The following is a 26857-nucleotide window of genomic DNA, read 5'->3' on the forward strand; positions in this document are numbered from 1 at the left end:
CGACCCGCCGCGCGCACGATTGCGCAAGGACGGTCCCACTCAGCGGACACCCCGCGCGTCCACCCGCCCAGGCCGTCGCGGACCATGGAACCCATGTCAATCGAGGCCATCGTGTTCGATATGGACGGCGTACTCATCGATACCGAGCCCATCTGGGAGGAGGTGCGGCGCGGGTACATCGACGATCTGGGCGGGCGCTGGCTGCCCGATACCCAGGATCGGCTCATGGGGATGAGCACCGTCGAATGGGCGCGGTATCTGAGCGCCGATCTGCTCGATGGCAAGCGCGCCCCGGAGCAGGTGGCCGAGGATGTCATCGAGCGCATGAGCGCCCGGTACGCCGAGCGGCTGCCGCTCATGCCGGATGCCGCCGAGACCGTGCGGCGCATGAGCGAGGCGTTCACGCTGGGCTTGGCGAGTTCCTCACCGCGCAAGCTCATCGATGTGGTGCTCGACCATATGGGTGTCACGGAGCTGTTCCGCGCGACCGTCTCCACCGAGGAGGTCGAGCGCGGCAAGCCCGCACCCGACGGCTACCTCGAAGCGGCCGCGCGACTGGATATCTCGCCCGACCGGTGCGTGGCGGTCGAGGATTCCAGCAATGGGCTGCGCTCGGCGAACGCGGCGGGTATGACCGTAATCGCCGTACCCCATCCGCGGTACCCACCGGCAGCCGACGCTCTCGCGTTGGCCGCGTACACGGCCGACAGGCTGAAAGACCTGACGCCAGAACTGCTCTCGTCCCTGGGCGACTAGAGGCCGAGCCCGGCGGCAATGGACTCGCCCGGCGCGATACCCGGCGGCACGGCGAAGAACGCGCTGCCCGTGTGCTGGACGAGACCATTGAGCCGGTCGCTCGCGGCCAGCGCCGCCTGCGCACGAATGAACTGCTCCGGCGGGTTGTTCATATAGGCCGCGAAGAGCAGCCCGACATCGAGTTTGTCGTGCCCGCCGTGGGTGTGGTTCGGGTCGGTGCCCTCCGGATGACTGTGCGGCGCAACCTGTTCCGAGCTGCCCGTGGCGGTCGAGAGCAGAGTGCCGTAGTCGTAGTTGTAGCCGCGGCGCAGCATGGGGATGCCGTGCACGAGGCGGACATGCGCGTCGCGGGCGATGACGAGTTCGCCGGAGTCGGCGCGGGCCTCGAGATCGACCGCGTCGAATTCGTGGCCGCCGTGCAGTGGCGCGCCGTCGCCGCGCCGTCGGCCGATGATCTGGTCCTGTTCGGCGAGCGGCAACATGTCCCAGTCGGCGGTCTTCATGCGGATCTTGCGGAACACCAGATAGCTGCCGCCACGGAACCAGGCGGGTTCGGTCGCGGCCCGCACCCACACCGCGGCGTCGAAGTCGGCGGTACCCGGTCGCGGGTTGGCCGTCCCGTCCTTGTGGCCGAACATGTTTCGCGGCGTGCCGCCGCGGCCGGGCGGCTCAGGAAGCCCTGCTGGGTCCAGCGCATACTGCCCAGCCCGGGCAGGCGCGCCCGCAACGAGCGGAAGGCATGACTCACCACCTGGGCGTCGTCGGCGCAGATCTGCACCAGGAGATCACCGCCGCACCACGCGGAACGCAGTGCGTCCCCGGTGAATTCGGGTAGCGGCCGCAGATGTTCGGGCCGCCGGTCCGCCAGGCCGAACCGGTCGTCGAAGATCGACGGCCCCAATCCGAAGGTGATCGTGAGCCGCGCCGGATCCAGCCCGGTCACGAAATCGGTGTGATTGCTGAACCCCGGCGACGCGTCCGAACCGTCGGGCACCCGCTCCCCCGCCGTGAGCGCCGCGGCCGTCTCGGTCCAGGCCGCCAGAAGTTCCCGCAGCACACCGCGATCCGGGCGCGCCACATCGCAGGCGAGGAACAGCGCGTGGGATTGGGCGGCGGTCGCGATACCCGCTTGATGGGTGCCGTGGAAGTCCTCCACGCGCGGGGCGTCCGCGCGTTCCGGCGCGGTGACCCGACCGGCCACCACCCCCGCGCTCGCGGCCCCCGCCGCCACGAGCGCCGATCCGAACAGCGTCCGACGCGAAACCCGCCCTGAATTACTACGATTCGTAGTAGATTCGTCCATGTCCCGAAGGGTACTGGCGAACCGCCCGAGCTTCAACTAGGTTGAAGGTTAGCACCGCGCCAGCGCGGACCGGTTGCCGCGCCGCGCACCCGCCATGCGCGAAACTGATGCGGTGAGTACCGAGCACGGCCAGCCCGCCCCACCGCCCGCCAGCACCTCCATCATCGTGCTGACGCTGGCCCACCGAGTGGAGTCCGAACTCGCCGCCGCCCTCGCGCCACTGAATCTCACCGTCTCGCGCTTGGCGCTGCTCGGCCATATCGCCAGCATTCCCGGAGCCTCGTTCAGCGAGCTCGCCCGCATGGGCGCGATCAGCGTCCAGAGCGTGCACACCGCGGTGAAGGCCATGGTCGCCGCGGGCCTGGTGCGCGATCGCACCGCGCGGGCGGGCTCCGCCTCGACCATCGAACTCACCGCCAAGGGCACCCGCCTGCTGAACGCCGCCGAGAAGGCGGTCGCCGAGGTCGACGAGCGCCTCTTCGGCCCGGACGCCGAACCCGCGCGGCGTCAGGTCGGCGCGGCCGTCATGGCCGCCTTCAGCAGCCGAAACGACTCCTGAACACCGCCTTTCACGGTGCCCGTGACTTCACACACAACCTTCAGTCACTTTGAAGCCCAGTGCTAGGCTTCAGCCACATTGAAGGTTGGAGGACCCGTGAAACCCGTGCTGTTGTCGATCCATGTGCTGGCCGGAATCATCTTCGTGGGCGGCTCGGCCGTCGCGGCGAGCCTGTTCCCCCGGTACGCGCCCGTGGCGGGCACCGAGCTTGCGGCAGAGCGAAACCCGTCCGTGGCCAAGGCTTTTCACCGCATCACCGGCAACTACGCGCTACTGGCCCTCATCGTTCCCGTCGTCGGTATCGCGCTGGCGATCTACCAGGGCCGCATGGGCGAGATCTGGATCACCCTCGCCATGGCGCTGACCTTCATCGCGGGCGGCCTGCTCGCCGTGGTCATCCACCCCATGCAGCGCGATGCCCTCGACACACCCGATGACGGCAAGCGCCTGCGCACCCTCGGCATGCTGGCCGGTATCTACAACCTGCTCTGGACCGTCGTCGTCGTTCTCATGATCGCGCGTCCCGGCGCGGACTAGCGGCCCGCACCGGCGGAATTCGGCCGCGGCCATCGGTGTTTCGAATTGTCCGGATAGGGCACGCGCCCGCACGCCGTCAGCCAATGGGAGGATCTTGCTATGTCCGAACAGACCGTCGCACCGCAGAACGCCGTTCCCGCGCAGGCCGCCGAGCCGGTCGAGCTCTGGGTCGAGCGCACCGGCACCCGGGCCTACACCGGCCGCAACAACCGTGGCGGCGAGGTGCTGATCGCCTCGCAGGGCGTGCCCGGGGCGTTCACCCCCGGTGAGCTGTTGAAGATCGCGCTGGCGGGCTGCACCGGACTCAGCGCCGATTTCACCCTCTCGCGCCGCCTCGGCGATTCCTTCGACGCCACCGTGCGCGTCTCCGGCGACGCCGACCGCGAGAACGAGCTGTACCCGGAGCTGAACGAATCCTTCGAACTGGACCTCAGCGAACTAGACGAGGAATCGCGCCAGCGCCTGCTCGTCGCCGCGCAGCGCTCCATCGACAAGGTCTGCACCGTGGGACGGACCCTGAAGGCGGGCACCGTGGTCAACCTGTCCTTCACCATCGACGAGTGAGTGCCGACCAGGTCCGGCTGAGCGCCTGGGTGCACGGCCTCGTCCAGGGTGTGGGCTTCCGCTGGTGGACGCGCTCGCGCGCACTGGAACTCGGGCTCACCGGCTACGCTCGCAATCACCGCGACGGCCGCGTACACGTGGTCGCCGAGGGTCCGCGAGAGCGCTGTGAAACCTTGCTCGCGCTGCTACGCTCCGGCAATACTCCTGGTCGGGTCGATCTGGTTGTGGAAGACTGGGCGGCCGCACAGGGTGAGATGAGCGGATTCGAGGAGCGGTAGTGCGCGGGGAGTTCAGGGAGTCGAGCGTTGGCTGACGAACGTCCCGGCGGTACGCCGGAGCCACCCGAGGACGACTCTCGACCGGTCGCGCAGCCGAGCTGGCAGTCCAAGGAGGACGACCGCCCCGTCGCCCAGCCGACCGGACCGTCCGTACCGCCCGCCGAACCCCCGCAGCGCGGCAGTATGCAGCGCCAGGAACCCGGCGTCACCACGCCCCGCCCACCTACGGTCGCCGAGGCGCGGGCGCGCGAGAAGGCCCGCAAACGCGCCGAGGAGCAGGCCCGCGCCGAGGCCGACGCGGAGGCCGCCAAGAAAAAGAAGCGCAAGAAGCTGCTCATCGGCGGCGTCGCCGTGGTGGGCGTGGCCGGATTGGTCGGCGGCGGCTACCTCGCCTACAGCGCCATCACCGCGCCCGACGACGTCACCGCCTACTGCACGATCATCGCCAAGAAGGGCCAGCAGGTCGCCATCGGCAATGGCCAGACCATCACCGCCACGCAGGACAATCAGGAGATCGTCGTACCGGACAACTACTGCGACGACGCCTCCCGGTCGCACAGCGGCGGCGGCACCGGCATCTTCATTCTGGCGGGCAATCAGTACCGCTACTACTACGGCGGCACCAATACCGTCGGCAAGCCCCCGGTCGGCGGCACCACCGTGAAACCGAAAGGCGCGGAGATCAAGACCAAGAGCGGCACCGTGATTCAGCGTGGCGGCCTGGGCACCCGGATCGGCGGCGGCTCGTAATGCGGCGGATGCGCGGTACGCCACGCAAGAGCTGGGAACGCATCATCGAGAGCCAAGGCCTCGTGTACGGCTCCCCCGGCCGCGATGCCAGCGGCCAACCACGGCCCTACTGGGACGAATCGGTCCATTACGAATTCGATATGGACGAGATCCTGGCCCTGGAGGCGCAGGTCGAGGTGCTGCACACCATGTGCCTGCACGCCGTCGAACAGATCGTGGTGACTGAGCGCTTCGCCGATTTCGGTCTGCCGCAATGGAGTTGGGAAGCCATCACCAACTCCTGGAAGCGCTCCGACCCGCACGTCTACGGCCGCTTCGACCTGCGCTACGACGGTCGCGGCCCGGCGAAACTGTTGGAGTACAACGCCGATACGCCCACCTCGCTGCTGGAGGCGGCGATCGTGCAGTGGCACTGGCTCACCGACACCCATCCCGACGACGACCAGTGGAATTCGTTGCACGAGAAGCTGGTCGAGCGCTGGACCGAACTGCGCGAGGTGCTGCCCACCCCGGAGCTGCACTTCGCGTGGTCGAGTGCCGACGCCACCGGTGAGGACAATGTCACCACCGCGTACATGCAGGAGACCGCCGCCGAGGCCGGATTCGACACCATCGCGCTGCCCATCGAAGAGGTCGGCTGGGATACCGAATTGGAGCGGTTCGTCGATCTGGCGGAATCGCCCATCGACTCGATCTTCAAGCTCTACCCGTGGGAATGGGTGCTCGACGACGATTTCGGCAAGCGCGTGGTCGGCTCGATACCGCAGTCCATGTGGCTGGAGCCGCTGTGGAAGACGCTGCTGTCGAACAAGGCGCTGCTGGCGGTGCTGTGGGAGATGTACCCCGGGCACCCCAATCTGCTGCCCGCCTACCTCGACGACCCGCACGAGCTCACCGAGTACATTCGCAAACCCAAGCTCGGCCGCGAGGGCGCGAATATGACGATCGTCGGCGCGGGCGCGGAGACCGCCACCGGCGGCGTGTACGGCGCGGAGGGCTTCGTCTACCAAATGTTCGACCCGCTACCGGAATTCGACGGCATGCGCCCGGTGCTCGGGGCCTGGATCGTCGGCGACACCTCGGCCGGACTCGGCATCCGTGAAACCGCGGGGCTGATCACCGATGACGGCGCGGCCTTCGTACCGCATCGGATTCCGCAATAATCCCACCCTGATACCACCTACCTGGAGGACAACGATGACCACTACTCTCGCGCTCGAAGCGGGGTACTGGAGTTCGCTCGGCCGTGGCGTCGGGGCCATTCTGTGCTATGCCGTCCTCGGCCTGGCCCTCATGCTCATCGGCTTCTACGCCGTGGACGTCACCACCCCGGGCAGCCTGCGGCAGATGGTCTCCGAGGGCCGTCCGAACGCCGTCCTGGTGAGCGCGAGCGGAATGATCAGCATGGCGTTCATCGTGGTGCTGGCCATCTACTCCTCGGCGGGCAAACTCTCCGAGGGGCTCATCGCCACCCTGGTCTTCGGCTTGATCGGCATTGTCGCCCAGGTGATTTCGGTGCGCATCGTGGAGTGGGTGATCGGCATCGACATCGGCGCGGTGCTGAAGGACCCCAACTACACCCCGGCCGCCGCCATGATCTCCGCCGCCCACGTCTCGCTGGGCCTGGTCGTCGCGGTCGCCATTCTCTGAGCGGACACCAACGCGCCCGCCCTCGAACTCGGGGACGGGCGCGTTTGTCGTGTTGTGCCGCTAGCGGATTCGGCTGTACTTGAGGAACGCGACGCCGTCCTCGAAGACGCGGCTGGTGAGCACGCGGAACCGGGTCGGCTCCGGCAGGCGGGCACTGTCGCCGAACAGCGGGCGGCCCTTGCCCAGCAGCACCGGGTAGAGCTTCAGGAACACCTGGTCGATCTCCGGCAGCAGCGCCTGCGCCAATTCCCCACCGCCACAGAGCCAGATGCCGAGCCCCTTCTCCCGCTTGAGTTCTCGCACCCGCCCGAGCGGATCGGCGGAGATGAGTTCGACATCCGGGTCCGGGCTCTCCGGCAGCGACCCCGACACCACGAACTGCCGTAGGTGCGCGTAGGGACTGGAGGTACCCGTGCGGACGCCGAAATCGTGTGTCTTGCGGCCCATTACGACGGTATCGAAGGTCGTCCCCGGTTTGTCCACCCCGAGCGCCTCACGCACCTTGGTCGGCAGCGTCTCGGGATAGTGCGCGGCGATCGCCGAACCGTGGTCACCGCCCACGGGGAAGAAATCGACCGAGCCCTCCTCGGTGGCGATGAATCCGTCGATGGTCGACGCGACGTAGTAGGTCAGTTTGCGCATTCGTCCTCCATGGCCACGATGTGCGGCCGATGACAAAACGGTAGCGCGACTTCGCGGACCCGGCGAGGGCGTCGCGGGGACCGGGCGGTCAGCGGCGGGGCCGCACCTGGCAGCGCGGGCAGGAGAACGAGGAACGGTTCATGAACTTCTCGCGCACCATCGGGGCGCCGCAGCGCGCGCACGGCTCGCCTTCGCGGCCATAGGCATTGAGGGCGCGTTCGAAGTAGCCGGACTGGCCGTTGACGTTCACATACAGCGCGTCGAAGGAGGTGCCACCGGCCAGCAGCGCCTCACCCATGACGGCTTGGGCCTCGGCGAGCAGGCCGTGCAGGGCGGATTTGCTGAGTTTGGCGGCAATGCGCTCGCCGTGGATACCGGCCCGCCACAGCGCCTCGTCGGCGTAGATATTGCCGATACCGGAGACCACCGTCTGGTCCAACAGCACCCGTTTGATCTCGGAGTGCTTGGCGCGCAAGGCTTTCACCACGGCATCGGGATCGAAGAGCGGATCCAGCGGATCGCGACCGATATGCGCGACCGGATCCGGCAGCAGGGTGCCGTCGACCTCGACGAGTCCGGAGAGCTGCCAGCCGCCGAAGGTCCGCTGATCGATGAAGCGCAGCTCATTGCCCGAATCGAGGGTGGCGATGATGTGCGCGTGCTTCTCCAGGGGCGCGTCGGCGGGCTGCACCAGCATCTGCCCGCTCATCCCGAGATGCACGACTAGAGACGTATCGGGCTCATCGAAGGTGAGCCACAAGAACTTTCCCCGCCGCTGGGCCGCCTCCACCCGGAGACCGGCCAGTCGCGCCGCGAGGTCGTCACCGCCCATGACATGCCTGCGCACCGAGCGCGGATGCTTCACGGTGACCGATTCGACGACGCGGCCCGCCACATGTTCGGCGAGCCCGCGTCGTACGACCTCGACTTCGGGAAGTTCGGGCATCAGGCCCCGGAGTTCTCGGCGTTCAGCGACTGATAGGCGGCACCGGCCGCCTTCTGCTCCGCTTCCTTCTTGGAGCGGCCGACACCCTGACCGTAGGCCTGACCACCGATCACCGCGGTGGCGGTGAACTCCTTGTCGTGGTCGGGCCCCGTCGAGGTGATCTCGTAGCTGGGGACGCCGATTCCGCGTTCCGCGGTCAGCTCCTGGAGACTGGTCTTCCAGTCCAGCCCGGCGCCCATGCGGGGGCCGCGCTCGAGCAGTTCCGCGAACAGGCGCAGCACCACGCTGCGCGCGACATCGATGCCGTGCTGCAGGTGCACCGCACCCAACAGCGATTCCATGCCATCGGCGAGAATGCTCGGCTTGTTCCGGCCGCCGGTGAGCTCTTCGCCCTTGCCGAGCAGCAGATGCCGACCGAGCCCGCCGTCGCCCAGACCGCGCGCCACCTCGGCGAGCGCGTGCATATTGACCACGCTCGCACGCAGTTTCGCCAGTTCACCCTCGGACTTGTCGGGGTGTTCCAGGTACAGGCGTTCGGTGATGCTCAGGCCGAGCACCGAATCGCCCAGAAACTCCAGGCGTTCGTTGGTCGGCAGCCCACCGTTCTCGTACGCGTACGAGCGGTGAGTGAGGGCGAGCCGCAACAGGTCCGGTCGCAGATCGACGCCGAGCGCCTCGAGCAGGCTGTTGTGGTCGGCTGAGTCGCCTACGGCGGGAATGTCCGCCGCGTCCTTGCTGGCGGTCACGGATGCGCTACCGGGATGTGGGAAATCAGACGGCAGCGGTGACCTGGCGGCCCTTGTAGGTGCCGCAGCTGGGGCACGCGGTGTGCGGCAGGGTCTGCTGACCGCAGGCACGGTTCGGGCAGGTGATCAGGGTAGGCGCGGTGGCCTTCCACTGGCTCCGGCGCGAGTGGGTGTTGGCACGAGACATCCGGCGCTTCGGAACGGCCACGACTAGTTCTCCTCTGAATCTGAATCGGCTGACTGGTTGGGCGCGGCGCCATCGGCACCGTTGTGCACCGCGAGGTTCGCGAGCTTGGCCCAGCGAGGGTCAAGTATCTCATGGCCGTGGCCGGAACCCGCAATCGCCATCCGTACACCGCATTCCGGGCACAGTCCCGCGCAGTCCGGCTGGCACAGCGGCTGCAGGGGAAGCTCCAAGCCCACCGCGTCGATGACCACCGGTTCCAGATCGATCATGTCGTCGATCAGGCGGTGGATCTCGTCTTCCTCGGTGGTCTGCTCGGTAGCGCTGTCCGGATAGGCGAACAGTTCGGTGATCTGGAGCTCGAGCTCGTCGGTGAACGGCTCGAGGCAGCGCGAACATTCGCCGTCGATGGGTGCGTACACCGTGCCGGTGACGAGCACGCCCTCGGAGACCGACTGCAGAACGAGGTCCATCTCCACCTGGGCACCGACGGGGATGCCGACCATTTCCAGGCCGATCTTCGCTTCGGTGGTCAGGTTGCGATGAACTTCCTTCATCGATCCGGGGGCGCGTCCGAGACTGCGTACATCCAGCACGAAACCCGCGTCGGTCGTCTTGCGACGATGACGCGGATTGGAACCGGAATCGGCGGGCATCACGAACTCACTCACGCTCGGTGTGGAATGGGCAACCACTCAACAATACTGGATCGCCCGGTTCCAGCCCAAACCGAGAGCGGGGTCAGCGGCGGAACTCACCCGCGTAGTCCGGGACGACCGAGGGCGCGGGCCGGGCGGGGGCACGGCCGCGGCCGACCACGCGCAGGGCGTTGTGCAGCGTCTCCTCGAAGTCGGCGAGTTTGCCGTCGACGTACTGGTCGCATTCGTCGCGCAGGCGGTCGGCCTCGGCCTGGGCGGTGTCGATGAGCCGGGCGGATTCGGCGTGCGCGGCGCGGACCACCTCGGTCTGCGAGACCAGGCGTTCCTGTTCGGCCTTGCCGTCGGCGACCGAGCGGTCGTAGGAGGCCTGTCCGGCGGCGATCATGCGCTCGGATTCGGTGCGCGCGCGGCCGGTGACGGCCTCGAACTCGGCCTGGCCCTCGGCGACGGTGCGCTCGGCCTCCTGCTCGGCGGTGGCGACCAGGTGGTCGGCGTGGGCGCGGGCCTCGGCGACCATGCGATCGGCGTGCGCCTTGGCGTCGGCGAGGATGCGGTCGGCCTCCTCGCGCGCGCCGGTGACGGTCTGCTCGGCCTGGGCGTTGGCGCCGGTGACCGCGGCCTCGGCGGAGTCGCGGGCGTCGGTGACGATCTTGTCGCGGTGGTCGAGCACGTCCTGGGCGTCGTCGAGTTCACCGGGCAGCGCCTCGCGCACATCGTCGAGCAGCTCCAACACCTCGCCGCGCGGCACGATGCAGTTGCGGGTCGGCGGAATCCCGCGCGCCTCTTCGACAATGGCTACGAGCTCGTCCAGTGCTTCGAATACCCGGTACATACTGCTACCCCACTTCTCCTGCCGGACTCACGGCGACACTCTCCGCTCTGGCCAGTGTGCCCCGAGCCGCCGCTGTCAACTGCGTGGCGCGGCGGCGTGTCGGGCTCCTGTTTGGAATGCCACAGGAGTGTCTCGCAGACCACAAAATTAACTGGAGGCTCACCCTCCGGTTCGTGTTACATTTATTCGCGAAAGCGCACCGAACGCTCCCAACGACGCAAGCGGGCGGGTTCGAAAAACCCATTGACAGTTCCTGATGTTCAGTACAGACTGAACAGACAGAACTAGAGAGCAGCAGCCGTATCGGACCCACCAGGTCGGGGACGGCGAGTTCGATCGGAAGAGACAATGACTGTCCTGGATCTACCGCAGCGGGCCACCCTTCCCGCTGCCGACGTCCTCACCATCTACGCCGATGGCTACCAGACCATGCGGCGTACCGGGGCGAACTGGTTCGGACAGCTGGGTGTCTTCCTCCGTGGCGAGCACGCTCTCGCGCAATTGGTTCGCTTCGCCCTCGTGGGCGGTTTGAGCAATGTCGGCTATCTGCTGCTGTTCCTGGCGCTGTACGGCGAGGGCGCGCAGCTGGCCAATCTCGCCGGTTCGATCGTGAGCACCGCGCTGGCCAATGAGCTGCACCGCCGCCTCACCTTCCACGCCTCCGGGCGCGTGCGCTGGCACACCGCGCAGATCGAGGGCGGCGCGCTGGCGCTGACCGGTCTGGCCATCACCTCCGGCGCGATCGCCGCATTGGAGTGGGGCGCACCGGGTTTGGGCGATATCGCCCAGGCCATGGCGGTCCTCGCCGTGACCGCCGCGGTAGGCACCCTCCGCTTCCTCACCCTGCGCCTCTGGGTCTTCTGACCCTCTGTCCTTCGGTCCCGCACCACGCGAACGTGGTGCGGGACCTAGTTTTTGGTGCGGGAAGTCGCAGGGTGCGAAGAAGGGAACCCACCCCCACCGTGGCGCGTCCAAGGAAGTAAGCGAATAACGCCTATCCCCTTGGAGGACAGCCATGAAGCGTTGTGCGAGTCGCCGAATCATCTGGCGCGGCAGCGCAACCCCCAGACCCCGTCTCCGCCCCACCACCACACCCCACACCTGCACCCGCCGCCACATCGCCCGCGACCCCGGCCCCCAGGCCACCGAATGACCACCGACGAGCGGCCGATAGCGCCGCGCAGCATTGCGGCCCGTGACCCGCGCGGCGGCGATACGGCGGACCCGACAGAAGCGATGGCGATCGGATCAGAGCAACGCGTCACCACCCACGACGAACCCCCTGGGCGCAAGCGCGGCGACGCGGCCGCGGCTACCAAAGCGCGGATCGTGATCGCAGCGGAGCAAGACGTCACCACCCCGGACGCACCCTCGGGGCGCGAGCGGGGCGACGCGGCCGCAGCTACCACAGCGCCAATGGTGATCGCAGCGGCGCAAAAGGTCCCCATCCGCGACGCACCCTCGGGGCGCGAGCGTGGTGATGCGGCCGCGGCTACAGCGGTACCGATGCGAGGCGCGGCGGGGGCGACCGCCCGCAACACTTCCTCGGTAGGCGACCGCCCCGATGCGGTGGATGTAGCCGCGGCGCCGAACTCACCACATGTCTCTGCTGACCGCGCAACGGATTCGAATGTCGCCGCCTGCGGCGGGCCGGTGCGGCGGCGGCAGGAGATGGTGCGGGGTGGGGTGAGTGATGAGGAGATTCGGCGGCTGTGTGCGGGTGGGGCGTGGCGGCGGGTGCGGCGGGGGTTGTACGCGGATCGGGCGGCGTTCGCCGATTTGGGCGTGGCGCAGCGGCATCGGTTGTTGGTGGCGGGGGTGGTGCCGGGGTTGTCGGTGGAGGCGATCGTCAGCCATCAGTCGGCTGCGGTGCTGTATGGGGCGCCGGTGTGGTCGTCGGAGTTGGAGCGGGTGTGCGTGACGCGGAATCGGCGTGGGGGTGGGCGGATTCGGACGGATGTGAAGGTGCATTGCGCGCCCGTGGACGCCGTCGCGGAGGTGGATGGGTTGGCGGTGACCACACCGGCGCGCACGATTGTCGATCTCGCGCGCACGCTGCCGTTCGAGGCGGCGGTGGTGGCGGGCGATGCCATCGCGCGGGGGTTCGGGGTCACCGCCGTGGATTTGGCGGCGGAGTTGGGTACGGCGAAGCGGCGGCACGGGTGCACCATGGCGCACCGGGTGGCGGCGTTTCTCGATCCGCATTGCGCGCGGGTCGGGGAGTCGCGCAGCCGGGTCATGTTCCGGCGGCTCGGGGTGCCGGTGCCGCAGTGGCGCGGCGAGGTGTTCGGCCCGGACGGGCAGCGGGCCGGTCTGGTCGACTGCTACTTCGGCGACACCGGAGTCGTCGGCCTCTTCGATGACCGCCGCCACCAACGGCAGCGGCTCTCCACCCTCTGCGATGCGGTGCGCGCCGACCTGCGCCGCGAAGAAGCCCTGCGCGCCTTGGGATTCCAGGTGGTGCGCTGGACCGACGACGACATCACCTCCCTCGAGGTCGGCGCCCGCGTCCGCGACGCCGTCCAACGCGCCCGCCGCAACCCGCCGCCCACCGGATACCTCCGCCAGGCCGCACTCCCCACCCCGCGCCCACTGACCATCCGGAAGCTATAACTGGCGTATAGGACTCCGGCCGCCGGTCCGCCGACGGCCGGTCGGTGGGGGCGCGAAAAACCGCAGACTTTCGCGCCCCCACTTCTCCAAGCAAGCACCACGTCTCCCGGTGACCCGGTGGTACGCCTCATGTTCCAGGCGCTACGCACCGCATCTCTCGACGGTGCGGCCGACGGCCCCGGCTAGCACGCCCCTGCCCAGGCGATACGCCCACGGGTCAGGTTCTTCGCCCGCCCTCGGTGATGCGGCGGACGGCTCCGGGTAGCACGCCCCGTCCAGGTGATACGCCCACGGGTCAGGTTCCTCGCCCGCATCTCGATGGTGTGCGGACGACTCCGGGTGATACGGCCTTGTCCGGGTGGTGCGCCCACGGCTCGGTTACCGCGTGCCACGGCTCCGGTGGCAGCGCGTCGCAGCTCCGGTGGCAGCGCGTCGCGGCACCGGTGGCAGCGCGCCACGGCACCGGCTACTGCGCGTCGCAGGTCCGGTTACTGCGCGCTGCGGCTCGGAGGCCCGTGTCTGTGGGTCTTACGCCCCTACTTGCCTGGGCAGAAGAAGCCGGGGATGTCGCCTGGCTCGAATGACTGTCAGGGTGGGCGTCGAACGTGTTGCGCTAAAGGGAGATTGCCATGTTCGACCCCACCTTCCCGCAAGGTCCGACCAACCCCTGGGAGTTGTTCCGGTATTGGTTGGCCATTCTTGGTAGCACGGTGACCGGTAGTGCCAGCGGGAGTTGATCGGGGGTTGGTCTGAGCGGACGAAATCGTGCCTCGGACGGCGAAATTCGCCCTCGGGGGGCGATGTGCGACCGCTCAGGCCAAACCCTCGAACCGATAGCCCTAGCCTCAGCCTCGACGCTCGGCGATCTTCGCCAGCAGCTGCTTGTGCACCACATCCGGCAGCAGATCCGCGATATCCCCACCCAGGGTCGCGACTTCCTTGAGCAGCGAACTCGACACGAAGCTGTAAGCCGGATTGGTGGCGATGAAGTACGTCTCGACTCCGGCGAGCTTGCGGTTCATCTGCGCCATCTGCAATTCGTGTCCGAGGTCGGTCGCATCGCGCAACCCCTTGACCATGGCGGTGATCCCCTCTTGCTTGGCGAAGTCCACCGTCAACCCCTGCCAGCACGCCACCCGCACATTCGGCAGATGCGAGGTGGTCTCCCGCACCAACTCCATCCGCTCGTCGATCGTGAACATGCCCTGCTTGTTGGGGTTCACACCGACGGTGACCACGATTTCGTCGAACTGCGCCGCCGCCCGCGCGATCACATCGAGGTGCCCATTGTGTACCGGGTCGAACGAGCCCGGGCAGATTGCTCCAGCCATGTGGCGACGCTAGCAGGACCGCACCGGCCGCGCCCCTGCGGGACGCCGGAGGCCGAACCGCCGAAAACCATGCGACCGGGCACAATGCGCTGTTCTAGGCTGCCAGGCATGCCGGTCAGTCAGTACGCCTACTTCGCACTCATGAGCGAGCACACCTCGGCGGAGACGATCGCCGCCGAGGTGGATCTCGCTCCGGACGAGGTGTGGGTGCGCGGCAGTCGGCGCACCGAGCCTCGGGTGGTCCCGCGCATCCACGCGTGGAAGCTCGTGTGCCTCGATTCGGGGCTGCGGGTCGACGAGCAGATCGAGCGGATCGTCGACAGGCTGCGGCCGCGCACGGAGCGGATCGCCACCTGCGCGCGGCGGCTCGAGGCCGAAGGTGGTTGGGCGACACTCAATGTCGTCCGGTCCTTCGGGGACCCGGATGATCGCGCGCCCACCGATGCGCCCAATCTCTTCGGGTGGCACCTGAACCGCGAGGTCATGGAGTTCCTCCTCGCGGTCGGCGCGGAGCTCGACGTCGACGAATACGACCTGAGCGAATAGCCCCGCCGAACCAGGACCCTGCCGAACCAGGACCCCGCTGAACCAGGGCCCACTGAGCTAGGACTCAGCTGAGCTAGGACTCCGACGAGTACTCGGCCAAGTCGATGCGAGTTTCTCCGTACGTGCGCGACTTCAGGGCGTAATAGCCTGCGGGCCAGAACAGTTCGGGCGAGCGGCTGGAGCGTTCCACGACGATCAGCGCGTCCTCGGCGAGCCAGCCGTGCTCGGCCAGGGCGGCGAGGTCCGCGATGACCTGGGTGACGTCGAGATCGTAGGGCGGGTCGGAGAACACCAGATCGTAAGGGCCACCGGACGGCCCGCCCGCGAGCACCGAGGCCACGGCGCCGGGCCGCAATTCGGCTCCGGGCAACCCCAGATCACCGATATTGCCGCGAATCACCGCGGCGGCCTTGCGGTCCGATTCGACGAGCAGCGCGCGGGACGCGCCGCGGGACAAGGCTTCCAGCCCCAGCGCGCCCGAGCCCGCGTACAGGTCGACCACACGCAGGCCGTCGAAGTCCAGCCGGGCGGCGAGCACCGAGAACAGCGCCTCCCGCACCCGGTCGGAGGTCGGCCGCGTACCGGCGGGCGGGACGCGCAGTCGCCGCCCGCCAGCCGTGCCAGCGACAATGCGCGTCATCGCCGCGCCCTCCGAATCCGCTGCGCCCCCGCCGATTCCACGCGAGGGGCCGACCGCGTACCGGCGTTCACTCGGCCGCGGCCTCGGTGAGGCTCATATCGATCAGCAGGTCGCCGCCCTCGACCTGCTGCACCTTGCTGATGGCAACACGTTTCACCACTCCCCCGCGCGGGGCGGTGATGGCGGCCTCCATCTTCATGGCCTCGATGGTGCCGATGGTGTCGCCCGCGGCGATCGAGTCGCCCTCGCCGACGGCCAGGGTGACCACACCGGCGAAGGGCGCCGCGATATGCCCAGGACTGGTCTTGTCGGCCTTCTCGGCGGCGGGCACCTCACTGGCGATGGAGCGGTCGCGGACCGCGACGGGCCGCAATTGCCCGTTGAGGATGCACATGACCGTGCGCATACCGCGCTCGTCGGGCTCGGAGATGGCCTCCAGGCCGATGAGCAGGGTGACGCCCTTCTCCAGCTGGACGCGATGCTCCTCGTCGTGGCGCAGACCGTAGAAGAACTGGTTGGCCGAGAGCCCGGTGGTGTCGCCGTACTTCTCGCGGTGGGCGAGGAATTCGGCGGTGGGGCCGGGGAAGAGCAACCGGTTGAGGGTGGCGCGGCGCTGCTCGGAGGTGCCGTTGAGTCCGGCCTCGTCCTCGGCGGTGAGCTGGGTTTCGGGCTTGGCCGGTCCGCGTCCGGCCAGCGCGCGGCTGCGGAAGGGTTCGGGCCAGCCGCCCGCCGGGGTGCCGAGTTCGCCACGCAGGAAACCGATCACGGAATCGGGAATGTCGTAGCGTCCGGGATCGGAGGCGAAGTCCTCGACATCGACCCCGCTGCCGACCAGCGCGAGAGCGAGGTCACCGACCACCTTAGACGACGGCGTGACCTTGACCAGTCGACCCAGCATCCGGTCTGCCGCAGCGTATTTCGCCTCGACCTCCTCGAACTGGTCGCCGAGGCCCAAGGCGATGGCCTGCTGGCGCAGGTTCGACAGCTGACCGCCCGGAATCTCGTGGTGGTACACGCGCCCGGTCGGCCCCGGCAGTCCGGATTCGAAGGGCGCGTACACCTTCCGCAGCGCCTCCCAGTACGGCTCGAGGTCGCACACGTTCTGCAGGTTCAACCCGGTGTCGTAGGGCGAATTGGCCGCCGCCGCGACGATGGCCGAGAGCGCGGGCTGAGAGGTGGTGCCCGCCATCGGAGCCGACGCGCCGTCGACGGCGTCCGCCCCCGCCTGCCACGCCGCGAGGTAGGTGGCCAGCTGCCCGCCCGGGGTGTCGTGGGTGTGCACGTGCACCGGCAGATCGAATTCCCGGCGCAGCGCCCCGACCAGCGTCGCGGCGGCCGGAGCGCGCAGCAGCCCGGCCATGTCCTTGATGCCGATGATGTGCGCCCCGGCGTCGACGATCTCCTCGGCGAGCTTGAGGTAGTAGTCGAGCGTGTAGAGGTTCTCGTCCGGATTGGACAGGTCGCCGGTGTAGCTCATGGCGACTTCCGCTACGGCGGTACCGGTTTCGCGCACCGCGTCGATGGCGGGCCGCATCTGGTCGACGTTGTTGAGCGCGTCGAAGATGCGGAAGATGTCGATGCCGGTCGCGGTGGCCTCGGAAACGAATGCGCGCGTGACCTTTTCGGGGTACGGCGTGTAGCCGACGGTATTGCGCCCGCGCAGCAGCATCTGCAGGTTGATGTTCGGCACCGCCTCGCGCAGCGCAGCGAGCCGCTCCCACGGATCCTCGTAGAGGAACCGCAAAGCGACGTCATATGTTGCGCCGCCCCAACATTCGATGGACAGCAGTTCCGGCGTCATGCGCGCCACATGCCCCGCGACATCGAGCAGGCCATTGGTCCGCACCCGCGTCGCCAGCAGCGACTGGTGCGCGTCGCGGAAGGTGGTGTCGGTGACCGCGACCCCCGGCCGCTTGCGCAGCCACTCCGCGAACCCCTCCGGCCCCAGCTCCAGCAGCGTCTGCCGCGATCCGGCGGGCGGCGGCACGGTCATATCGAGGGCGGGCAGCTTGTCGTGCGGGTACACCTTGGTGGGCCGCTGTCCGTGCGGCTTGTTCACGGTGACATCGGCCAGATACCGCAGGATCTTGGTGCCGCGGTCGGCGGAGGAGCGCAGCGTCAGCAGCTGCGGCCGCTCGTCGATGAACGAGGTGGTGACCTTGCCCGCCCGGAAGTCCGGATCGTCGAGCACGGCCAGCAGGAACGGGATATTGGTCGTCACGCCGCGAATGCGGAACTCCGCCACCGCCCGCCGCGCCCGTGCGATGGCGACGGAGAAATCGCGCCCTCGGCAGGTGAGCTTCACCAGCATGGAGTCGAAGTAGGCCCCGACCTCGGCCCCGACATTCGCGCCGCCGTCGAGGCGCACGCCCGCGCCGCCCGGCGAGCGGTAGCCGGTGATCCGTCCGGTATCGGGCCGGAAGCCATTGGCCGGATCCTCGGTGGTGATGCGGCATTGCAGCGCCGCACCGCGAATGGTGATCGAATCCTGGCTCAGCCCAAGGTCTTCCAGCGATTCCCCGGCGGCGATGCGCATCTGCGCCTGAACCAGGTCCACATCGGTGATCTCCTCGGTCACCGTGTGCTCCACCTGGATTCGCGGGTTCATCTCGATGAACACGTGCTTGCCGCGTTCGTCGAGCAGGAACTCCACGGTGCCCGCGCACGAGTACCCGATCTCCTTGGCGAAGGCCACGGCATCGGCGCAGATACGGTCGCGCAGTGCGGGATCCAGGTTCGGGGCGGGCGCGAGTTCGATGACCTTCTGATGCCGCCGCTGCAGCGAGCAGTCGCGCTCGTAGAGGTGGATCACATTGCCGTGCTGGTCGGCGAGGATCTGCACCTCGATATGGCGGGGGTTCACCACCGCCTGCTCGAGGAAGACCGTCGGATCGCCGAAGGCCGATTCGGCCTCGCGCGCGGCGGCCTCGATGGATTCGCGCAGCTGCCCCCGGTCGTCCACCTTGCGCATACCGCGACCGCCGCCACCGGCGACGGCCTTGACGAAGACCGGGAACTCCATGTCCTCGGCCGCCGCCATGAGCGCGTCCACATCGGCGGAGGGTTCGCTCGAGTTCAGCACCGGCAGTCCGGCGGCCTTCGCGGCGGCGATCGCCCGGGCCTTGTTACCGGTCAGCTCCAGCACCTGCGAGGACGGTCCGATGAAGGTGATGCCCTCGTCCGCGCAGGCCGACGCGAGGTCCGGATTCTCGGAAAGAAAACCGTAACCCGGGTAGACAGCGTCGACCCCGGCACTCTTGGCCGCGGTGATGATCTCCTCGATCGACAGATACGCCCGTACCGGATGCCCCGGCGTGCCGATCTGATACGCCTCGTCCGCCTTCAACCGGTGCACCGAGTTGCGGTCCTCGTACGGAAAGACAGCGACCGTGCCGATGCCGAGTTCGTATGCCGCGCGGAATGCGCGAATGGCGATCTCGCCGCGGTTGGCGACCAGGACTTTGGAGAACATTCGCCTAAGGTACCTGCTCCCCGGACAGCCTTCGGTCACGATGTCCGGTTCGCAGGAATCTTCACAACGGGGGTTGGCTGAATTGCGAAGATGTGTTCACGCGGACGACACATGGGCCCTCCGACCCCGCCTCGTGAACGGTGGCTATCGGTCGGCGATATGCTCTGTGGCGCAGTCGGTTCGCCGGACGGGAGCCCCCAGTCGGCGTCGAAACCGGATACTCACAGCCCGTGAGTTCCTCCGGTGAGAGGGAACCCGGTGAGAATCCGGGACTGTCCCGCAGCGGTATACGGGAACGACCGCCGTCATGAGCACTGGGCACACCTGGGAAGCGACGGCCAGTAGGTCGGCCGATGAGGCCGGAGCCCGCGAGTCCGAAGACCTGCCGACCGTGCCGGATACGCCGTATCCGGCGGCCTCCGCCTCGTGGATTGGGCGACGGACCGCACGTGTACTCGGCATGCCTTGGTTTCGGCGTGCACGCGGCACGGCTGTTCGCACCCGCGGCGGTGGCCAGTGGCTCTGGAGCACTGGAGAACACCTGTGACCGCAACACCCACCCCTTTCACCGCGACGGTGCTCGGTACGCCGCGTATCGGGCCGCGCCGGGAACTCAAGCGCGCCATCGAGTCCTATTGGGTCGGGCGCATCGACGCCGAGGCACTGCACGCCGTCGGGCGGGAGCTGCGAACGGCGCAGCTGAACGCCTTGCGCTCCGCCGGATTGGATTCGATTCCGGTCGGAACCTTCTCGTACTACGACCAGATGCTCGACACCGCCGTCATGGTCGGCGCACTGCCGCCGCGCGTGGCCGGGATCGAGGACCCCTTGGACCGCTATTTCGCGGCGGCGCGCGGCACCGATACCGTCGCGCCGCTGGAGATGACCAAGTGGTTCGACACGAACTACCACTACCTCGTGCCGGAGATCGGAGCCGAGACCGCGTTCTCGCTGCATCCGGAGAAATTGCTGGCCGAGCTGCGCGAAGCCCGTGAGCTCGATATTCCCGCGAGGCCGGTGGTGATCGGACCGCTGACCTTCCTGAAGCTCGCCAAGGGTGTCGGTGTCGATCCGCTGCGGCGACTCGACGACCTGCTGCCCCTCTACCGCGACCTGCTGCGGCAGTTGGCCGAGGTGGGCGCGCAGTGGGTGCAGATCGATGAACCGGTGCTGGTCACCGATCTCACACCCGACGAGCTGGCCTTGGTCGGCAATACCTATCGGGAACTGGCCTCGGTGCCGGACCGCCCGGCCCTGCTCGTCGCCACCTACTTCGGGCGGCCCGGCCCGGCACTGCCGGTGCTGGCCTCCACGCCGGTCGAGGCGATCGCGCTGGACTTCACCGCCGGAACGACCGTGGACGATGTGGTCGGCGTCGCTGCGCTGCGCGACAAACTGGTGGTGGCCGGAGTCGTGGAGGGCCGCAATATCTGGCGCACCGATCCGGACCACGCCCTGTCCACCCTCGCCACGTTGTTGGGAAGCACCGGCGCACTCGTGGTCTCGACCTCGTGCTCGCTGCTGCACGTGCCGTACTCGCTGACCGCCGAACCGGACCTGGATCCGGCGCTGCGGTCGTGGCTGGCCTTCGGCGACGAGAAGGTCACCGAGGTGCGGGTGCTGGCCACCGCCGTGCACTCCGGAACCGAGGGCGTCGCCGACGAATTGGCCGTCGCCCGTGCGGCTTTGGCGAGCCGGGCCGCCGACGCCCGGTTGCGCGACGACACCGTCCGCGCCCGCCTGGCCGCCCTCGGCCCGGAGGCCACCCGCCGCGCCCCCGCCGCGGAACGCGCTGCCCTGCAACGGGATCGGCTGAACCTCCCCTTGCTACCGACCACCACCATCGGCTCCTTCCCGCAGACCCCCGCCATCCGCCGGGACCGGGCGGCACTGCGCAAGGGCGACATCACCCCCGCCCAATACCAGGAGCGCATGCGCGCCGAGATCGCCGAAGTGATAGCGCTGCAGGAGAAGTTGGGCCTCGACGTGCTCGTGCACGGCGAGCCCGAGCGCAACGACATGGTGCAGTACTTCGCCGAACAGCTCGACGGCTTCGCCGCCACCGCGAACGGCTGGGTGCAGTCCTACGGCACCCGCTGCGTGCGCCCGCCGATTCTCTACGGCGATGTGGCGCGGCCCGAGCCGATGACCATCGAGTGGATCGAGTACGCGCAGTCGCTCACCGACAAGCCGGTCAAGGGCATGCTCACCGGGCCGGTCACGATCCTGGCCTGGTCGTTCGTGCGCGACGACCAGCCGCTGGCGGATTCCGCGCGCCAGGTCGCCCTCGCCATCCGCGATGAAACCGTGGACCTACAGGCGGCGGGTATTCGGATCATCCAGGTGGACGAACCGGCGCTGCGTGAACTGCTGCCGCTGCGCGGCGAGCAGCAGCAGGAGTATCTGGACTGGTCGGTGGCGGCGTTCCGGCTCGCCACCTCCGGCGTCTCCGACGCCACCCAGATCCACACGCACCTGTGCTATTCGGAGTTCGGTGAGGTGATCGACGCCATCGCGGCCCTGGACGCCGATGTCACCTCGATCGAGGCGGCCCGCTCGCACATGGAGGTCCTCGACGATCTCAATGCCGCCGGATTCGCGCTGGGGATCGGCCCGGGTGTCTACGACATCCACTCCCCGCGCGTCCCGAGCGTCGACGAGATCGCCGGTTCGCTGCGCGCGGCCCTGAAAGCCGTTCCAGCCGAACGGCTCTGGGTCAATCCGGACTGCGGTCTGAAGACCCGTGGGCCGGTCGAGGTGGCGGCGTCGCTGCGCAATATGCGGGCGGCCGCGGACGCCGTGCGCTGAGTTCGGCGGGCCCGCGGTCAGCGGTGACCGCGGGCCCTCGGCCGAGCGAAACCTAGTCGGCGGTGAGGAAATTCAGCATGTCGGCGACGGCACGCGGATCCTTGACCGCACCCGTGTGCGAGGCACCCGGGTACACGATCAGGCGGCCGTTCGGCAGTCCCTCGGCGGTGCGCCGGAAGTTCTCGACCGAATAGCAGGCGTCCCGGTCGCCGCCGAGAACCAATGTCGGCGTGTCGATTTCGCCCAGTCGTCCGGTCAGGTCGAAGCCGTCCTCGGCGCGCACATAGGCCAGCATGCCCGCCGGGTCCTTCGGACGCACCAGGGGATCGACCAACCACAGCAGCGGTCTGGCCAACGCGGCCAAGACCGGGGACTTGATGGTGATATCCACGCCGTGGTGCAGACCACGGCGACCCGCCGCGACCGCCTCGGCGTAGTTGCGCTGCGCGACAAGGGCATTCGGGTCGAGCCGATATCCGGACGACAGCACCACCAGCCTGCGCACCACGTCCGGGTGGTCGGCGGCCAATTGCAGGGCGATGGATCCGCCGGAGCTGACGCCGATCACGTCGACGGGTTCACCGAATTCGATCCGCAGTGCGTCGGCGTGCCGCGCGGCGATATCGGCCATGGTGGTGCCCGCCGGGGTGCCCGGTGCCCGGTTCACCGCGTAGACGCGGAACCGCTCGGCCAGCGGGGCCAGCGTCTTGATCATCGCCGCGCGCATCCACCCGGTGGGATTGGCGAAATCCGGCGTGAACCACACCAGGAACGCCAGCGGCCTGCCCGACCCCAATGCCAGGTAGGGCATGCCGTGTTCGAGTGTTCCTTCCACGACGCCGAGTTCGCTCGCCAGGGCGGTCTTGGCCATATCACTCTCCAGATCTCTTGGGCGGGACTGATTCCCACAGTGCCGCGCCGAGATCACGGCGTCGATGACCTCCGAGGTCATGGAATTCAGGCGGCGCTCACCGCCGGGGCGATCTCCGCTTCCCTGGAAGCCTCCGGTTCCCGGAAGCCAGGGAGGTAGTCGTCGACGAACGGAATCATGAGCTGGATGAGCGGCCCGATGCCGAAGGCGTAGACGAGGGTGCCGATGCCGACACTGCCGCCCAGCAGCCAGCCGGTGGCCAGCACGGACGCCTCGATCCCGGTGCGAATCAACCACACCGGCTGACCGGTCCGCCGAACCAGTCCAGTCATCAAGCCATCGCGCGGCCCCGGACCCATCCCCGCACCGATATAGAGCACCGTGGCCACCGCGTTCACGACCACCGCCAGCCCCATGGCCCCGACCTGCCACGGCAGCCCGTGCACCTGCGGCAGCAGCCAGAGCCCCGCGTCGACGGCCACCGCGATGACCACCACATTGCTCACGGTCCCCAGACCGGGCCTCTGCCGCAACGGAATCCAGGCCAACAGCACCGCCACCCCGGTGATCGCGACCACCGCGCCGAAGCTGATCGCCACCCGCCCGGCCACGCCCTGATGGAACACATCCCACGGATCGAGGCCGAGCCCGGCGCGAATCATGACCGCCATCGACAGCCCGTAGAGCACCAGTCCGACATAGAGCGCGATCAACCGACGAAGCAACATTGGCCCAGCATGGCGGGCAACTGGTCTGTGAATACAGAGCCACTCGCCAATTACTGGACCGATCGTCCGAAACTGGACTGGTTTTCGCCTCGTCAGGACTGAAAAGTGGACCTTTCCGCACCGAGGCGACCGGCCGCGGCGGTCAATTCCTCGATATAGCGCAAACGTTCGGCACGCGTGACCGCGGAGCGCAACGGTCCGATCTGCAACTCCATGGCGGCGTGGCCCTCGGCATCGAAGACCGGCGCGCTCAGGTAGCTGAGCGGCAGCGCGTCGGCACCGTTCATCGTCGCCGGATCGTAGGGAGCGCCCCCGACCGTCGCCAAGAGCGCGAGCACCCGGCCGCGCAGATCCTTGCTCGTCGGGTGTTCGGCGAGATGGTCCACCACATCGGCGAGTACGCGCAGGGTCGGAATGCTGTCGGGAGCCAGCCGCCACGCGCTGTAGCCCTCGGTGCGCAGCGTCTCCAGCACGGCCGCGTAGTCGGCACGGCGTTCTGGGACGGCGGTCTCGAGCCAGTCGCGCTGCCGGGCCGCCCCGGCGTGGGCAATGATGGCCGCCCCGGCGGGAGCCAGCAGCGGGAAGCGGATGCCCGCCTCGATGCCGCCGGGTACCAATCCCCGATCACGGGTCACCGCAAGGAATTCCAGCTCCTCGCCGGTGATGGCGGTGAGCGCGGCACCGCAGCCGACCCGGGCGGCGAGGCGCTCGAGCTCGGCGTGCAACCACTCCCAGTCGCGCTGGGCGGCGGTGGCCCGGTGGCCGATGGCGGCCAGCGCCGGACCGAGCTCATAGCTCAGATCGGGCAGTCGGCGCACCCACCCGCTGTCGCCGAGGGCCGCCAGGATCGCACCCACCGTGGAGCGATTGAGATCGAGGGTGTCGGCGATTTCGGCGGCGGTCATCGAACTGTGGTGGGCGGTCAGGAGTTCGACCACGGAGATGACCCGCCGGGTGGGCGGCGAGCTCTCCACCGCCCCGGTCTTGCCAGTGGGCACAGGTTCTCCTAGCCTAGCCGAATACGAATAGACATATTGGTCGATTCGAATAATCGTACTGAGGAGTGGGCGTGGGGACAACGCGGTGATCGCCGATTTCGCCGAGAACTGGCTGCTGTATCTGTCGATTCCGCTCGTCGCGGCGCTCATCGGATGGTCCACCAAGATCGTCGCGGTGGAGATGCTCATGCGGCCGCTGCGCTTCATCGGCATTCCGCCCTACCTCGGCTGGCAGGGCGTGGTGCCCAAGGCCGCACCGCGCATGGCGACCATCGCGGTCGATCTCATGTTCACCAAACTCATCAATCCGCAGGAGATGATCGACCGCGTCGATGTGGCGGAATTGACCACGCGCCTGCGCGTTCCGCTGAACGCGGCGGTGGACCACATGGTCCGCGAGATGATGATGCGGCACAATCCGCGCCTCTGGGTGAATATGCCGCCCGCCGCGCAGCGCGCCCTCATCGAACGGGTGCAGCGCGAGGTGCCGCAGCTGATCGAGGAGATCGTCGTCGATCTGCGCACCAATATCGACCAGGTGATGGATCTGCGCGGTATGGCCATCAGCGCGCTGGTCGACGATCCGGCGCTGCTGGTCGAAATGGTCAGGCGCGTAGGCCATCACGAGCTGCGCTTCATCGTGCGGTCGGGCCTGCTCTTCGGCACCGTGCTGGGCGTCGTGCAAATGTTCACCTGGGCGCTCACCCATTCGCCCCTGCTCATGCCCGCCTTCGGCGGCCTCACCGGCCTGACCACGGATTGGCTTGCGCTACAGATGATCTTCCGGCCGGTGAAGCCGGTCGGCATCGGCCCGTTCAAGTGGCAGGGCCTGTTCCACAAGCGCCGCGAGCAGGTGTGCATCGACTACGCCGACCTCATCGCCAACGAGATCTTCACTCCGGCGAAGATTCTGGAGGCGGTGCTCGAGGGTGAGCGAGCCGATCGGCTGGCCTCGCTGCTCTCCCATCGCATGCAGTCCTTCGTGGACAGCGCGGCCGGTCCGGCCAAACCGCTTGTCACCCTGGTCGCCGGGGAGTCCCTGGGCACCATGCAGCGCGAGGCGGTGAGCTACGTGCTCGACTACATTCGCGTGGCCGCGCACACCTTCGATCAGCAGGCCATCGAGATTCTGGATATGAAGTCGCTGGTCATCGAGAAGACCAAGCTGCTCACCGACGAGGAGTACGAGGGGCTGCTGCGTCCAGCGTTCAAACAGGACGAGTGGAAACTCGTCGCCATCGGCGCGGTCCTCGGATTCCTGGTCGGTGAGCTGCAAGTGCAGATCATGCTGCACTGATCAGGAGGCGGGCAGCAACGGGCTCAGAGCGCGTTGCGGAACCCCGACGTACTCCGAGAGCGGGCGAATCAGGGCATTGGATTCGGACTGCTCCACAATGTGGGCGGTCCATCCGGTCACCCGGCTCATGACGAAAATCGGTGTGAACATGTCGATGTCGAAGCCCATGAGGTAGTACGCGGGACCGGCCGGGAAGTCGAGATTGGGTGCGATACCGGTGGCCTCGGCCATGGCCGATTCGAGTTCGCCGTACATGCGCAGCCAGTGCTGCCCACCGGTCACCTCCGCGACATCGTCGAGGGCGGCCTTCATGGTGGGCACCCGCGAGTCGCCACGCTTGTAGACGCGATGCCCGAAGCCCATCACCTTCTCCCGGTGGGCGAGCTTGTGCCGCAACCATTCCCGCGCCTGGTCGGGATCCTCGATCTCGAGCATGGCGTGCATGACGGCCTCGTTGGCCCCGCCGTGCAGGCGGCCCTTGAGCGTGCCGATGGCCGCCGTCACCGCGCTGTAGATATCGGATTCGGTCGAGGTGACCACGCGCGCGGCGAAGGTGGAGGCATTGAAACCGTGCTCGGCGTAGAGGATGAGCGAGGTCTCGAAGGCGCGGACCACACGCGGGTCGAGGTGGCGGTCACCGGCCGAACCCGCGCCGAAGCACATGTAGAGGAAGTTCTCGGCGAAGCCGCGGTTGGCGTCCGGGGAGATGGGATCGAGGCCGCGACGGCGGCGCATATCGGCGGCGATGACGGTGGGCAGTACCGCGGTCATGCGCAAGGCCATGGCGCGCAGGGCCTCCGGGGTGCGGCCGCGATCCTCGTTGGGGTCCTCCGCGCCGAGGTAGCTGATGGCGGTGCGCACCACATCCATGGGATGGCAGGTCTCGGGCAGTTTTCCGATGAGCGCCAGCAGCGATCGATCCGCCTGCCGCAGTGCGCGTTCGGACTGCCGCAGCGACGCCAACTGCGCGGCGTCGGGCAGTTCGCCGTACCACAGCAGATAGGCGACCTCCTCGAACGTGCAGTGCCGCACCAGATCCTGTACCGGATAGCCCCGGTAGGTCAGGGAGTTGGTCTCGGGCACCACCTTGGAGATGGCGGTGGTATCGACCACCACACCGGCGAGGCCCTTCTTGATCTCGGTCATA

At 68.1% G+C, this 26857-nt stretch carries 27 protein-coding genes, 1 pseudogene and 1 riboswitch; of the genes and pseudogenes, 13 read left to right on the top strand and 15 right to left on the bottom strand.

Going from position 1 to position 26857, the window contains the following annotated elements; genetic code table 11:
* Positions 1–93: 93 nt before the first annotated feature.
* The gene (locus tag ACIBH2_RS09865) at positions 94–756 is read left to right on the top strand and encodes an HAD family hydrolase (protein WP_397115361.1); all 663 of its coding nucleotides are present in this window, start codon (positions 94–96) and stop codon (positions 754–756) included.
* Here ACIBH2_RS09865 and ACIBH2_RS09870 read toward each other — a convergent pair.
* Both ACIBH2_RS09870 and ACIBH2_RS09875 read right to left on the bottom strand, forming a co-directional pair.
* Positions 753–1394, bottom strand: coding sequence for a Dyp-type peroxidase (locus ACIBH2_RS09870; protein WP_397115363.1), 642 nt, complete (start codon positions 1392–1394; stop codon positions 753–755). The genes ACIBH2_RS09865 and ACIBH2_RS09870 overlap by 4 nt on opposite strands.
* Before the next feature lie 95 nt (positions 1395–1489).
* Positions 1490–2059, bottom strand: a pseudogene (locus tag ACIBH2_RS09875) (Dyp-type peroxidase domain-containing protein); the annotation flags it as partial.
* Between the two features lie 112 nt (positions 2060–2171).
* Here ACIBH2_RS09875 and ACIBH2_RS09880 point away from each other — a divergent pair.
* From ACIBH2_RS09880 to ACIBH2_RS09910, 7 genes are all read left to right on the top strand, one after another.
* Positions 2172–2618 carry a MarR family winged helix-turn-helix transcriptional regulator gene (locus tag ACIBH2_RS09880; RefSeq protein ID WP_397115365.1) on the top strand — a complete coding sequence of 149 codons (447 nt, stop codon included), beginning with the start codon at positions 2172–2174 and terminating at the stop codon, positions 2616–2618.
* Positions 2619–2714: 96 nt separating this feature from the next.
* Complete coding sequence (locus tag ACIBH2_RS09885) at positions 2715–3155, top strand: hypothetical protein (protein ID WP_397115367.1); 441 nt, start codon at positions 2715–2717, stop codon at positions 3153–3155.
* Positions 3156–3254: 99 nt separating this feature from the next.
* A complete protein-coding gene (locus tag ACIBH2_RS09890) occupies positions 3255–3719 on the top strand; it encodes an OsmC family protein (protein ID WP_397115369.1) in 465 nt (154 codons plus the stop codon).
* Positions 3716–3997, top strand: a complete 282-nt coding sequence (locus ACIBH2_RS09895) for an acylphosphatase (protein WP_397115372.1) — start codon at positions 3716–3718, stop codon at positions 3995–3997. Before ACIBH2_RS09890 ends, ACIBH2_RS09895 begins: the two co-directional genes overlap by 4 nt.
* A gap of 27 nt (positions 3998–4024) precedes the next feature.
* Positions 4025–4747, top strand: coding sequence for a hypothetical protein (locus ACIBH2_RS09900; protein WP_397115374.1), 723 nt, complete (start codon positions 4025–4027; stop codon positions 4745–4747).
* Positions 4747–5910 carry a glutathionylspermidine synthase family protein gene (locus ACIBH2_RS09905; RefSeq protein WP_397115376.1) on the top strand — a complete coding sequence of 388 codons (1164 nt, stop codon included), beginning with the start codon at positions 4747–4749 and terminating at the stop codon, positions 5908–5910. The genes ACIBH2_RS09900 and ACIBH2_RS09905 overlap by 1 nt, the downstream gene beginning before the upstream one ends.
* Positions 5911–5944: 34 nt before the next feature.
* Positions 5945–6397, top strand: coding sequence for a DUF350 domain-containing protein (locus ACIBH2_RS09910; protein ID WP_397115378.1), 453 nt, complete (start codon positions 5945–5947; stop codon positions 6395–6397).
* Positions 6398–6457: 60 nt separating this feature from the next.
* Here ACIBH2_RS09910 and ACIBH2_RS09915 read toward each other — a convergent pair whose 3' ends face one another.
* From ACIBH2_RS09915 to ACIBH2_RS09940, 6 genes are all read right to left on the bottom strand, one after another.
* Positions 6458–7039, bottom strand: a complete 582-nt coding sequence (locus tag ACIBH2_RS09915) for a dihydrofolate reductase family protein (RefSeq protein WP_397115380.1) — start codon at positions 7037–7039, stop codon at positions 6458–6460.
* Between the two features lie 88 nt (positions 7040–7127).
* Positions 7128–7985 carry a bifunctional DNA-formamidopyrimidine glycosylase/DNA-(apurinic or apyrimidinic site) lyase gene (mutM, locus tag ACIBH2_RS09920; RefSeq protein WP_397115382.1) on the bottom strand — a complete coding sequence of 286 codons (858 nt, stop codon included), beginning with the start codon at positions 7983–7985 and terminating at the stop codon, positions 7128–7130.
* Positions 7985–8731, bottom strand: coding sequence for a ribonuclease III (gene rnc, locus ACIBH2_RS09925; protein ID WP_397115384.1), 747 nt, complete (start codon positions 8729–8731; stop codon positions 7985–7987). The genes mutM and rnc overlap by 1 nt, the downstream gene beginning before the upstream one ends.
* A gap of 25 nt (positions 8732–8756) precedes the next feature.
* Complete coding sequence (rpmF, locus tag ACIBH2_RS09930; protein ID WP_397115386.1) at positions 8757–8939, bottom strand: 50S ribosomal protein L32; 183 nt, start codon at positions 8937–8939, stop codon at positions 8757–8759.
* A gap of 2 nt (positions 8940–8941) precedes the next feature.
* Entirely contained in the window at positions 8942–9571 is a 630-nt protein-coding gene (locus tag ACIBH2_RS09935; protein ID WP_397116946.1) for a YceD family protein, read from the bottom strand.
* A gap of 85 nt (positions 9572–9656) precedes the next feature.
* A complete protein-coding gene (locus tag ACIBH2_RS09940; protein WP_397115388.1) occupies positions 9657–10406 on the bottom strand; it encodes a DivIVA domain-containing protein in 750 nt (249 codons plus the stop codon).
* 348 nt (positions 10407–10754) lie between these two features.
* Here ACIBH2_RS09940 and ACIBH2_RS09945 point away from each other — a divergent pair, with 348 nt between their 5' ends.
* Both ACIBH2_RS09945 and ACIBH2_RS09950 read left to right on the top strand, forming a co-directional pair.
* Entirely contained in the window at positions 10755–11270 is a 516-nt protein-coding gene (locus tag ACIBH2_RS09945; RefSeq protein WP_397115390.1) for a GtrA family protein, read from the top strand.
* 285 nt (positions 11271–11555) lie between these two features.
* Entirely contained in the window at positions 11556–13019 is a 1464-nt protein-coding gene (locus ACIBH2_RS09950) for a hypothetical protein (RefSeq protein ID WP_397115392.1), read from the top strand.
* 845 nt (positions 13020–13864) lie between these two features.
* Here ACIBH2_RS09950 and coaD read toward each other — a convergent pair.
* Entirely contained in the window at positions 13865–14350 is a 486-nt protein-coding gene (coaD, locus tag ACIBH2_RS09955) for a pantetheine-phosphate adenylyltransferase (RefSeq protein ID WP_397115394.1), read from the bottom strand.
* A 108-nt stretch (positions 14351–14458) separates the two neighbouring features.
* Between coaD and ACIBH2_RS09960 the strand changes: the two genes are divergently transcribed.
* Positions 14459–14896, top strand: coding sequence for a DUF4279 domain-containing protein (locus ACIBH2_RS09960; RefSeq protein WP_397115396.1), 438 nt, complete (start codon positions 14459–14461; stop codon positions 14894–14896).
* Between the two features lie 73 nt (positions 14897–14969).
* Here the strand turns inward: ACIBH2_RS09960 and rsmD are convergent, their stop codons facing one another.
* Positions 14970–15536, bottom strand: coding sequence for a 16S rRNA (guanine(966)-N(2))-methyltransferase RsmD (gene rsmD / locus ACIBH2_RS09965; protein ID WP_397115398.1), 567 nt, complete (start codon positions 15534–15536; stop codon positions 14970–14972).
* Positions 15537–15603: 67 nt separating this feature from the next.
* Positions 15604–19008 (bottom strand): pyruvate carboxylase, encoded by a 3405-nt coding sequence (locus tag ACIBH2_RS09970; RefSeq protein WP_397115400.1) that lies wholly within the window; start codon positions 19006–19008, stop codon positions 15604–15606.
* A gap of 215 nt (positions 19009–19223) precedes the next feature.
* A riboswitch (cobalamin riboswitch) is annotated at positions 19224–19413 on the top strand.
* A 138-nt stretch (positions 19414–19551) separates the two neighbouring features.
* Here ACIBH2_RS09970 and metE point away from each other — a divergent pair.
* The gene (gene metE / locus ACIBH2_RS09975) at positions 19552–21816 is read left to right on the top strand and encodes a 5-methyltetrahydropteroyltriglutamate--homocysteine S-methyltransferase (protein ID WP_397115402.1); all 2265 of its coding nucleotides are present in this window, start codon (positions 19552–19554) and stop codon (positions 21814–21816) included.
* Between the two features lie 52 nt (positions 21817–21868).
* Here metE and ACIBH2_RS09980 read toward each other — a convergent pair whose 3' ends face one another.
* The 3 genes from ACIBH2_RS09980 to ACIBH2_RS09990 all read right to left on the bottom strand — a co-directional run bounded on the left by ACIBH2_RS09980 (position 21869) and on the right by ACIBH2_RS09990 (position 24413).
* Positions 21869–22768, bottom strand: coding sequence for an alpha/beta fold hydrolase (locus tag ACIBH2_RS09980; protein WP_397115404.1), 900 nt, complete (start codon positions 22766–22768; stop codon positions 21869–21871).
* Between the two features lie 5 nt (positions 22769–22773).
* Positions 22774–23415, bottom strand: coding sequence for a YitT family protein (locus tag ACIBH2_RS09985; RefSeq protein ID WP_397115406.1), 642 nt, complete (start codon positions 23413–23415; stop codon positions 22774–22776).
* 92 nt (positions 23416–23507) lie between these two features.
* Positions 23508–24413, bottom strand: coding sequence for a helix-turn-helix domain-containing protein (locus ACIBH2_RS09990; protein ID WP_397115408.1), 906 nt, complete (start codon positions 24411–24413; stop codon positions 23508–23510).
* Between the two features lie 85 nt (positions 24414–24498).
* Here ACIBH2_RS09990 and ACIBH2_RS09995 point away from each other — a divergent pair, with 85 nt between their 5' ends.
* Positions 24499–25710, top strand: a complete 1212-nt coding sequence (locus tag ACIBH2_RS09995) for a DUF445 domain-containing protein (RefSeq protein WP_397115410.1) — start codon at positions 24499–24501, stop codon at positions 25708–25710.
* Here ACIBH2_RS09995 and ACIBH2_RS10000 read toward each other — a convergent pair whose 3' ends face one another.
* Positions 25711–26856 (bottom strand): bifunctional 2-methylcitrate synthase/citrate synthase, encoded by a 1146-nt coding sequence (locus tag ACIBH2_RS10000; RefSeq protein ID WP_397116948.1) that lies wholly within the window; start codon positions 26854–26856, stop codon positions 25711–25713.
* Position 26857: the final 1 nt, after the last annotated feature.

The organism is Nocardia sp. NPDC050406 (assembly GCF_044459025.1).
In the GTDB taxonomy this organism is placed as follows: domain Bacteria; phylum Actinomycetota; class Actinomycetes; order Mycobacteriales; family Mycobacteriaceae; genus Nocardia.

What these genes read in the sequence shown, in the direction of transcription:
- ACIBH2_RS09935 (WP_397116946.1), bottom strand. Translation starts at nt 9,571, where the DNA reads ATGCCCGCCGATTCCGGTTCCAATCCGCGTCATCGTCGCAAGACGACC.
- ACIBH2_RS09940 (WP_397115388.1), bottom strand. Translation starts at nt 10,406, where the DNA reads ATGTACCGGGTATTCGAAGCACTGGACGAGCTCGTAGCCATTGTCGAA.
- ACIBH2_RS09910 (WP_397115378.1), top strand. Translation starts at nt 5,945, where the DNA reads ATGACCACTACTCTCGCGCTCGAAGCGGGGTACTGGAGTTCGCTCGGC.
- ACIBH2_RS09985 (WP_397115406.1), bottom strand. Translation starts at nt 23,415, where the DNA reads ATGTTGCTTCGTCGGTTGATCGCGCTCTATGTCGGACTGGTGCTCTAC.
- ACIBH2_RS09870 (WP_397115363.1), bottom strand. Translation starts at nt 1,394, where the DNA reads ATGTTCGGCCACAAGGACGGGACGGCCAACCCGCGACCGGGTACCGCC.
- ACIBH2_RS09980 (WP_397115404.1), bottom strand. Translation starts at nt 22,768, where the DNA reads ATGACCTCGGAGGTCATCGACGCCGTGATCTCGGCGCGGCACTGTGGG.
- ACIBH2_RS09915 (WP_397115380.1), bottom strand. Translation starts at nt 7,039, where the DNA reads ATGCGCAAACTGACCTACTACGTCGCGTCGACCATCGACGGATTCATC.
- ACIBH2_RS09890 (WP_397115369.1), top strand. Translation starts at nt 3,255, where the DNA reads ATGTCCGAACAGACCGTCGCACCGCAGAACGCCGTTCCCGCGCAGGCC.
- ACIBH2_RS09960 (WP_397115396.1), top strand. Translation starts at nt 14,459, where the DNA reads ATGCCGGTCAGTCAGTACGCCTACTTCGCACTCATGAGCGAGCACACC.
- ACIBH2_RS09950 (WP_397115392.1), top strand. Translation starts at nt 11,556, where the DNA reads ATGACCACCGACGAGCGGCCGATAGCGCCGCGCAGCATTGCGGCCCGT.
- ACIBH2_RS09945 (WP_397115390.1), top strand. Translation starts at nt 10,755, where the DNA reads ATGACTGTCCTGGATCTACCGCAGCGGGCCACCCTTCCCGCTGCCGAC.
- ACIBH2_RS10000 (WP_397116948.1), bottom strand. Translation starts at nt 26,856, where the DNA reads ATGACCGAGATCAAGAAGGGCCTCGCCGGTGTGGTGGTCGATACCACC.
- coaD (WP_397115394.1), bottom strand. Translation starts at nt 14,350, where the DNA reads ATGGCTGGAGCAATCTGCCCGGGCTCGTTCGACCCGGTACACAATGGG.
- mutM (WP_397115382.1), bottom strand. Translation starts at nt 7,985, where the DNA reads ATGCCCGAACTTCCCGAAGTCGAGGTCGTACGACGCGGGCTCGCCGAA.
- ACIBH2_RS09970 (WP_397115400.1), bottom strand. Translation starts at nt 19,008, where the DNA reads ATGTTCTCCAAAGTCCTGGTCGCCAACCGCGGCGAGATCGCCATTCGC.
- ACIBH2_RS09865 (WP_397115361.1), top strand. Translation starts at nt 94, where the DNA reads ATGTCAATCGAGGCCATCGTGTTCGATATGGACGGCGTACTCATCGAT.
- ACIBH2_RS09905 (WP_397115376.1), top strand. Translation starts at nt 4,747, where the DNA reads ATGCGGCGGATGCGCGGTACGCCACGCAAGAGCTGGGAACGCATCATC.
- rsmD (WP_397115398.1), bottom strand. Translation starts at nt 15,536, where the DNA reads ATGACGCGCATTGTCGCTGGCACGGCTGGCGGGCGGCGACTGCGCGTC.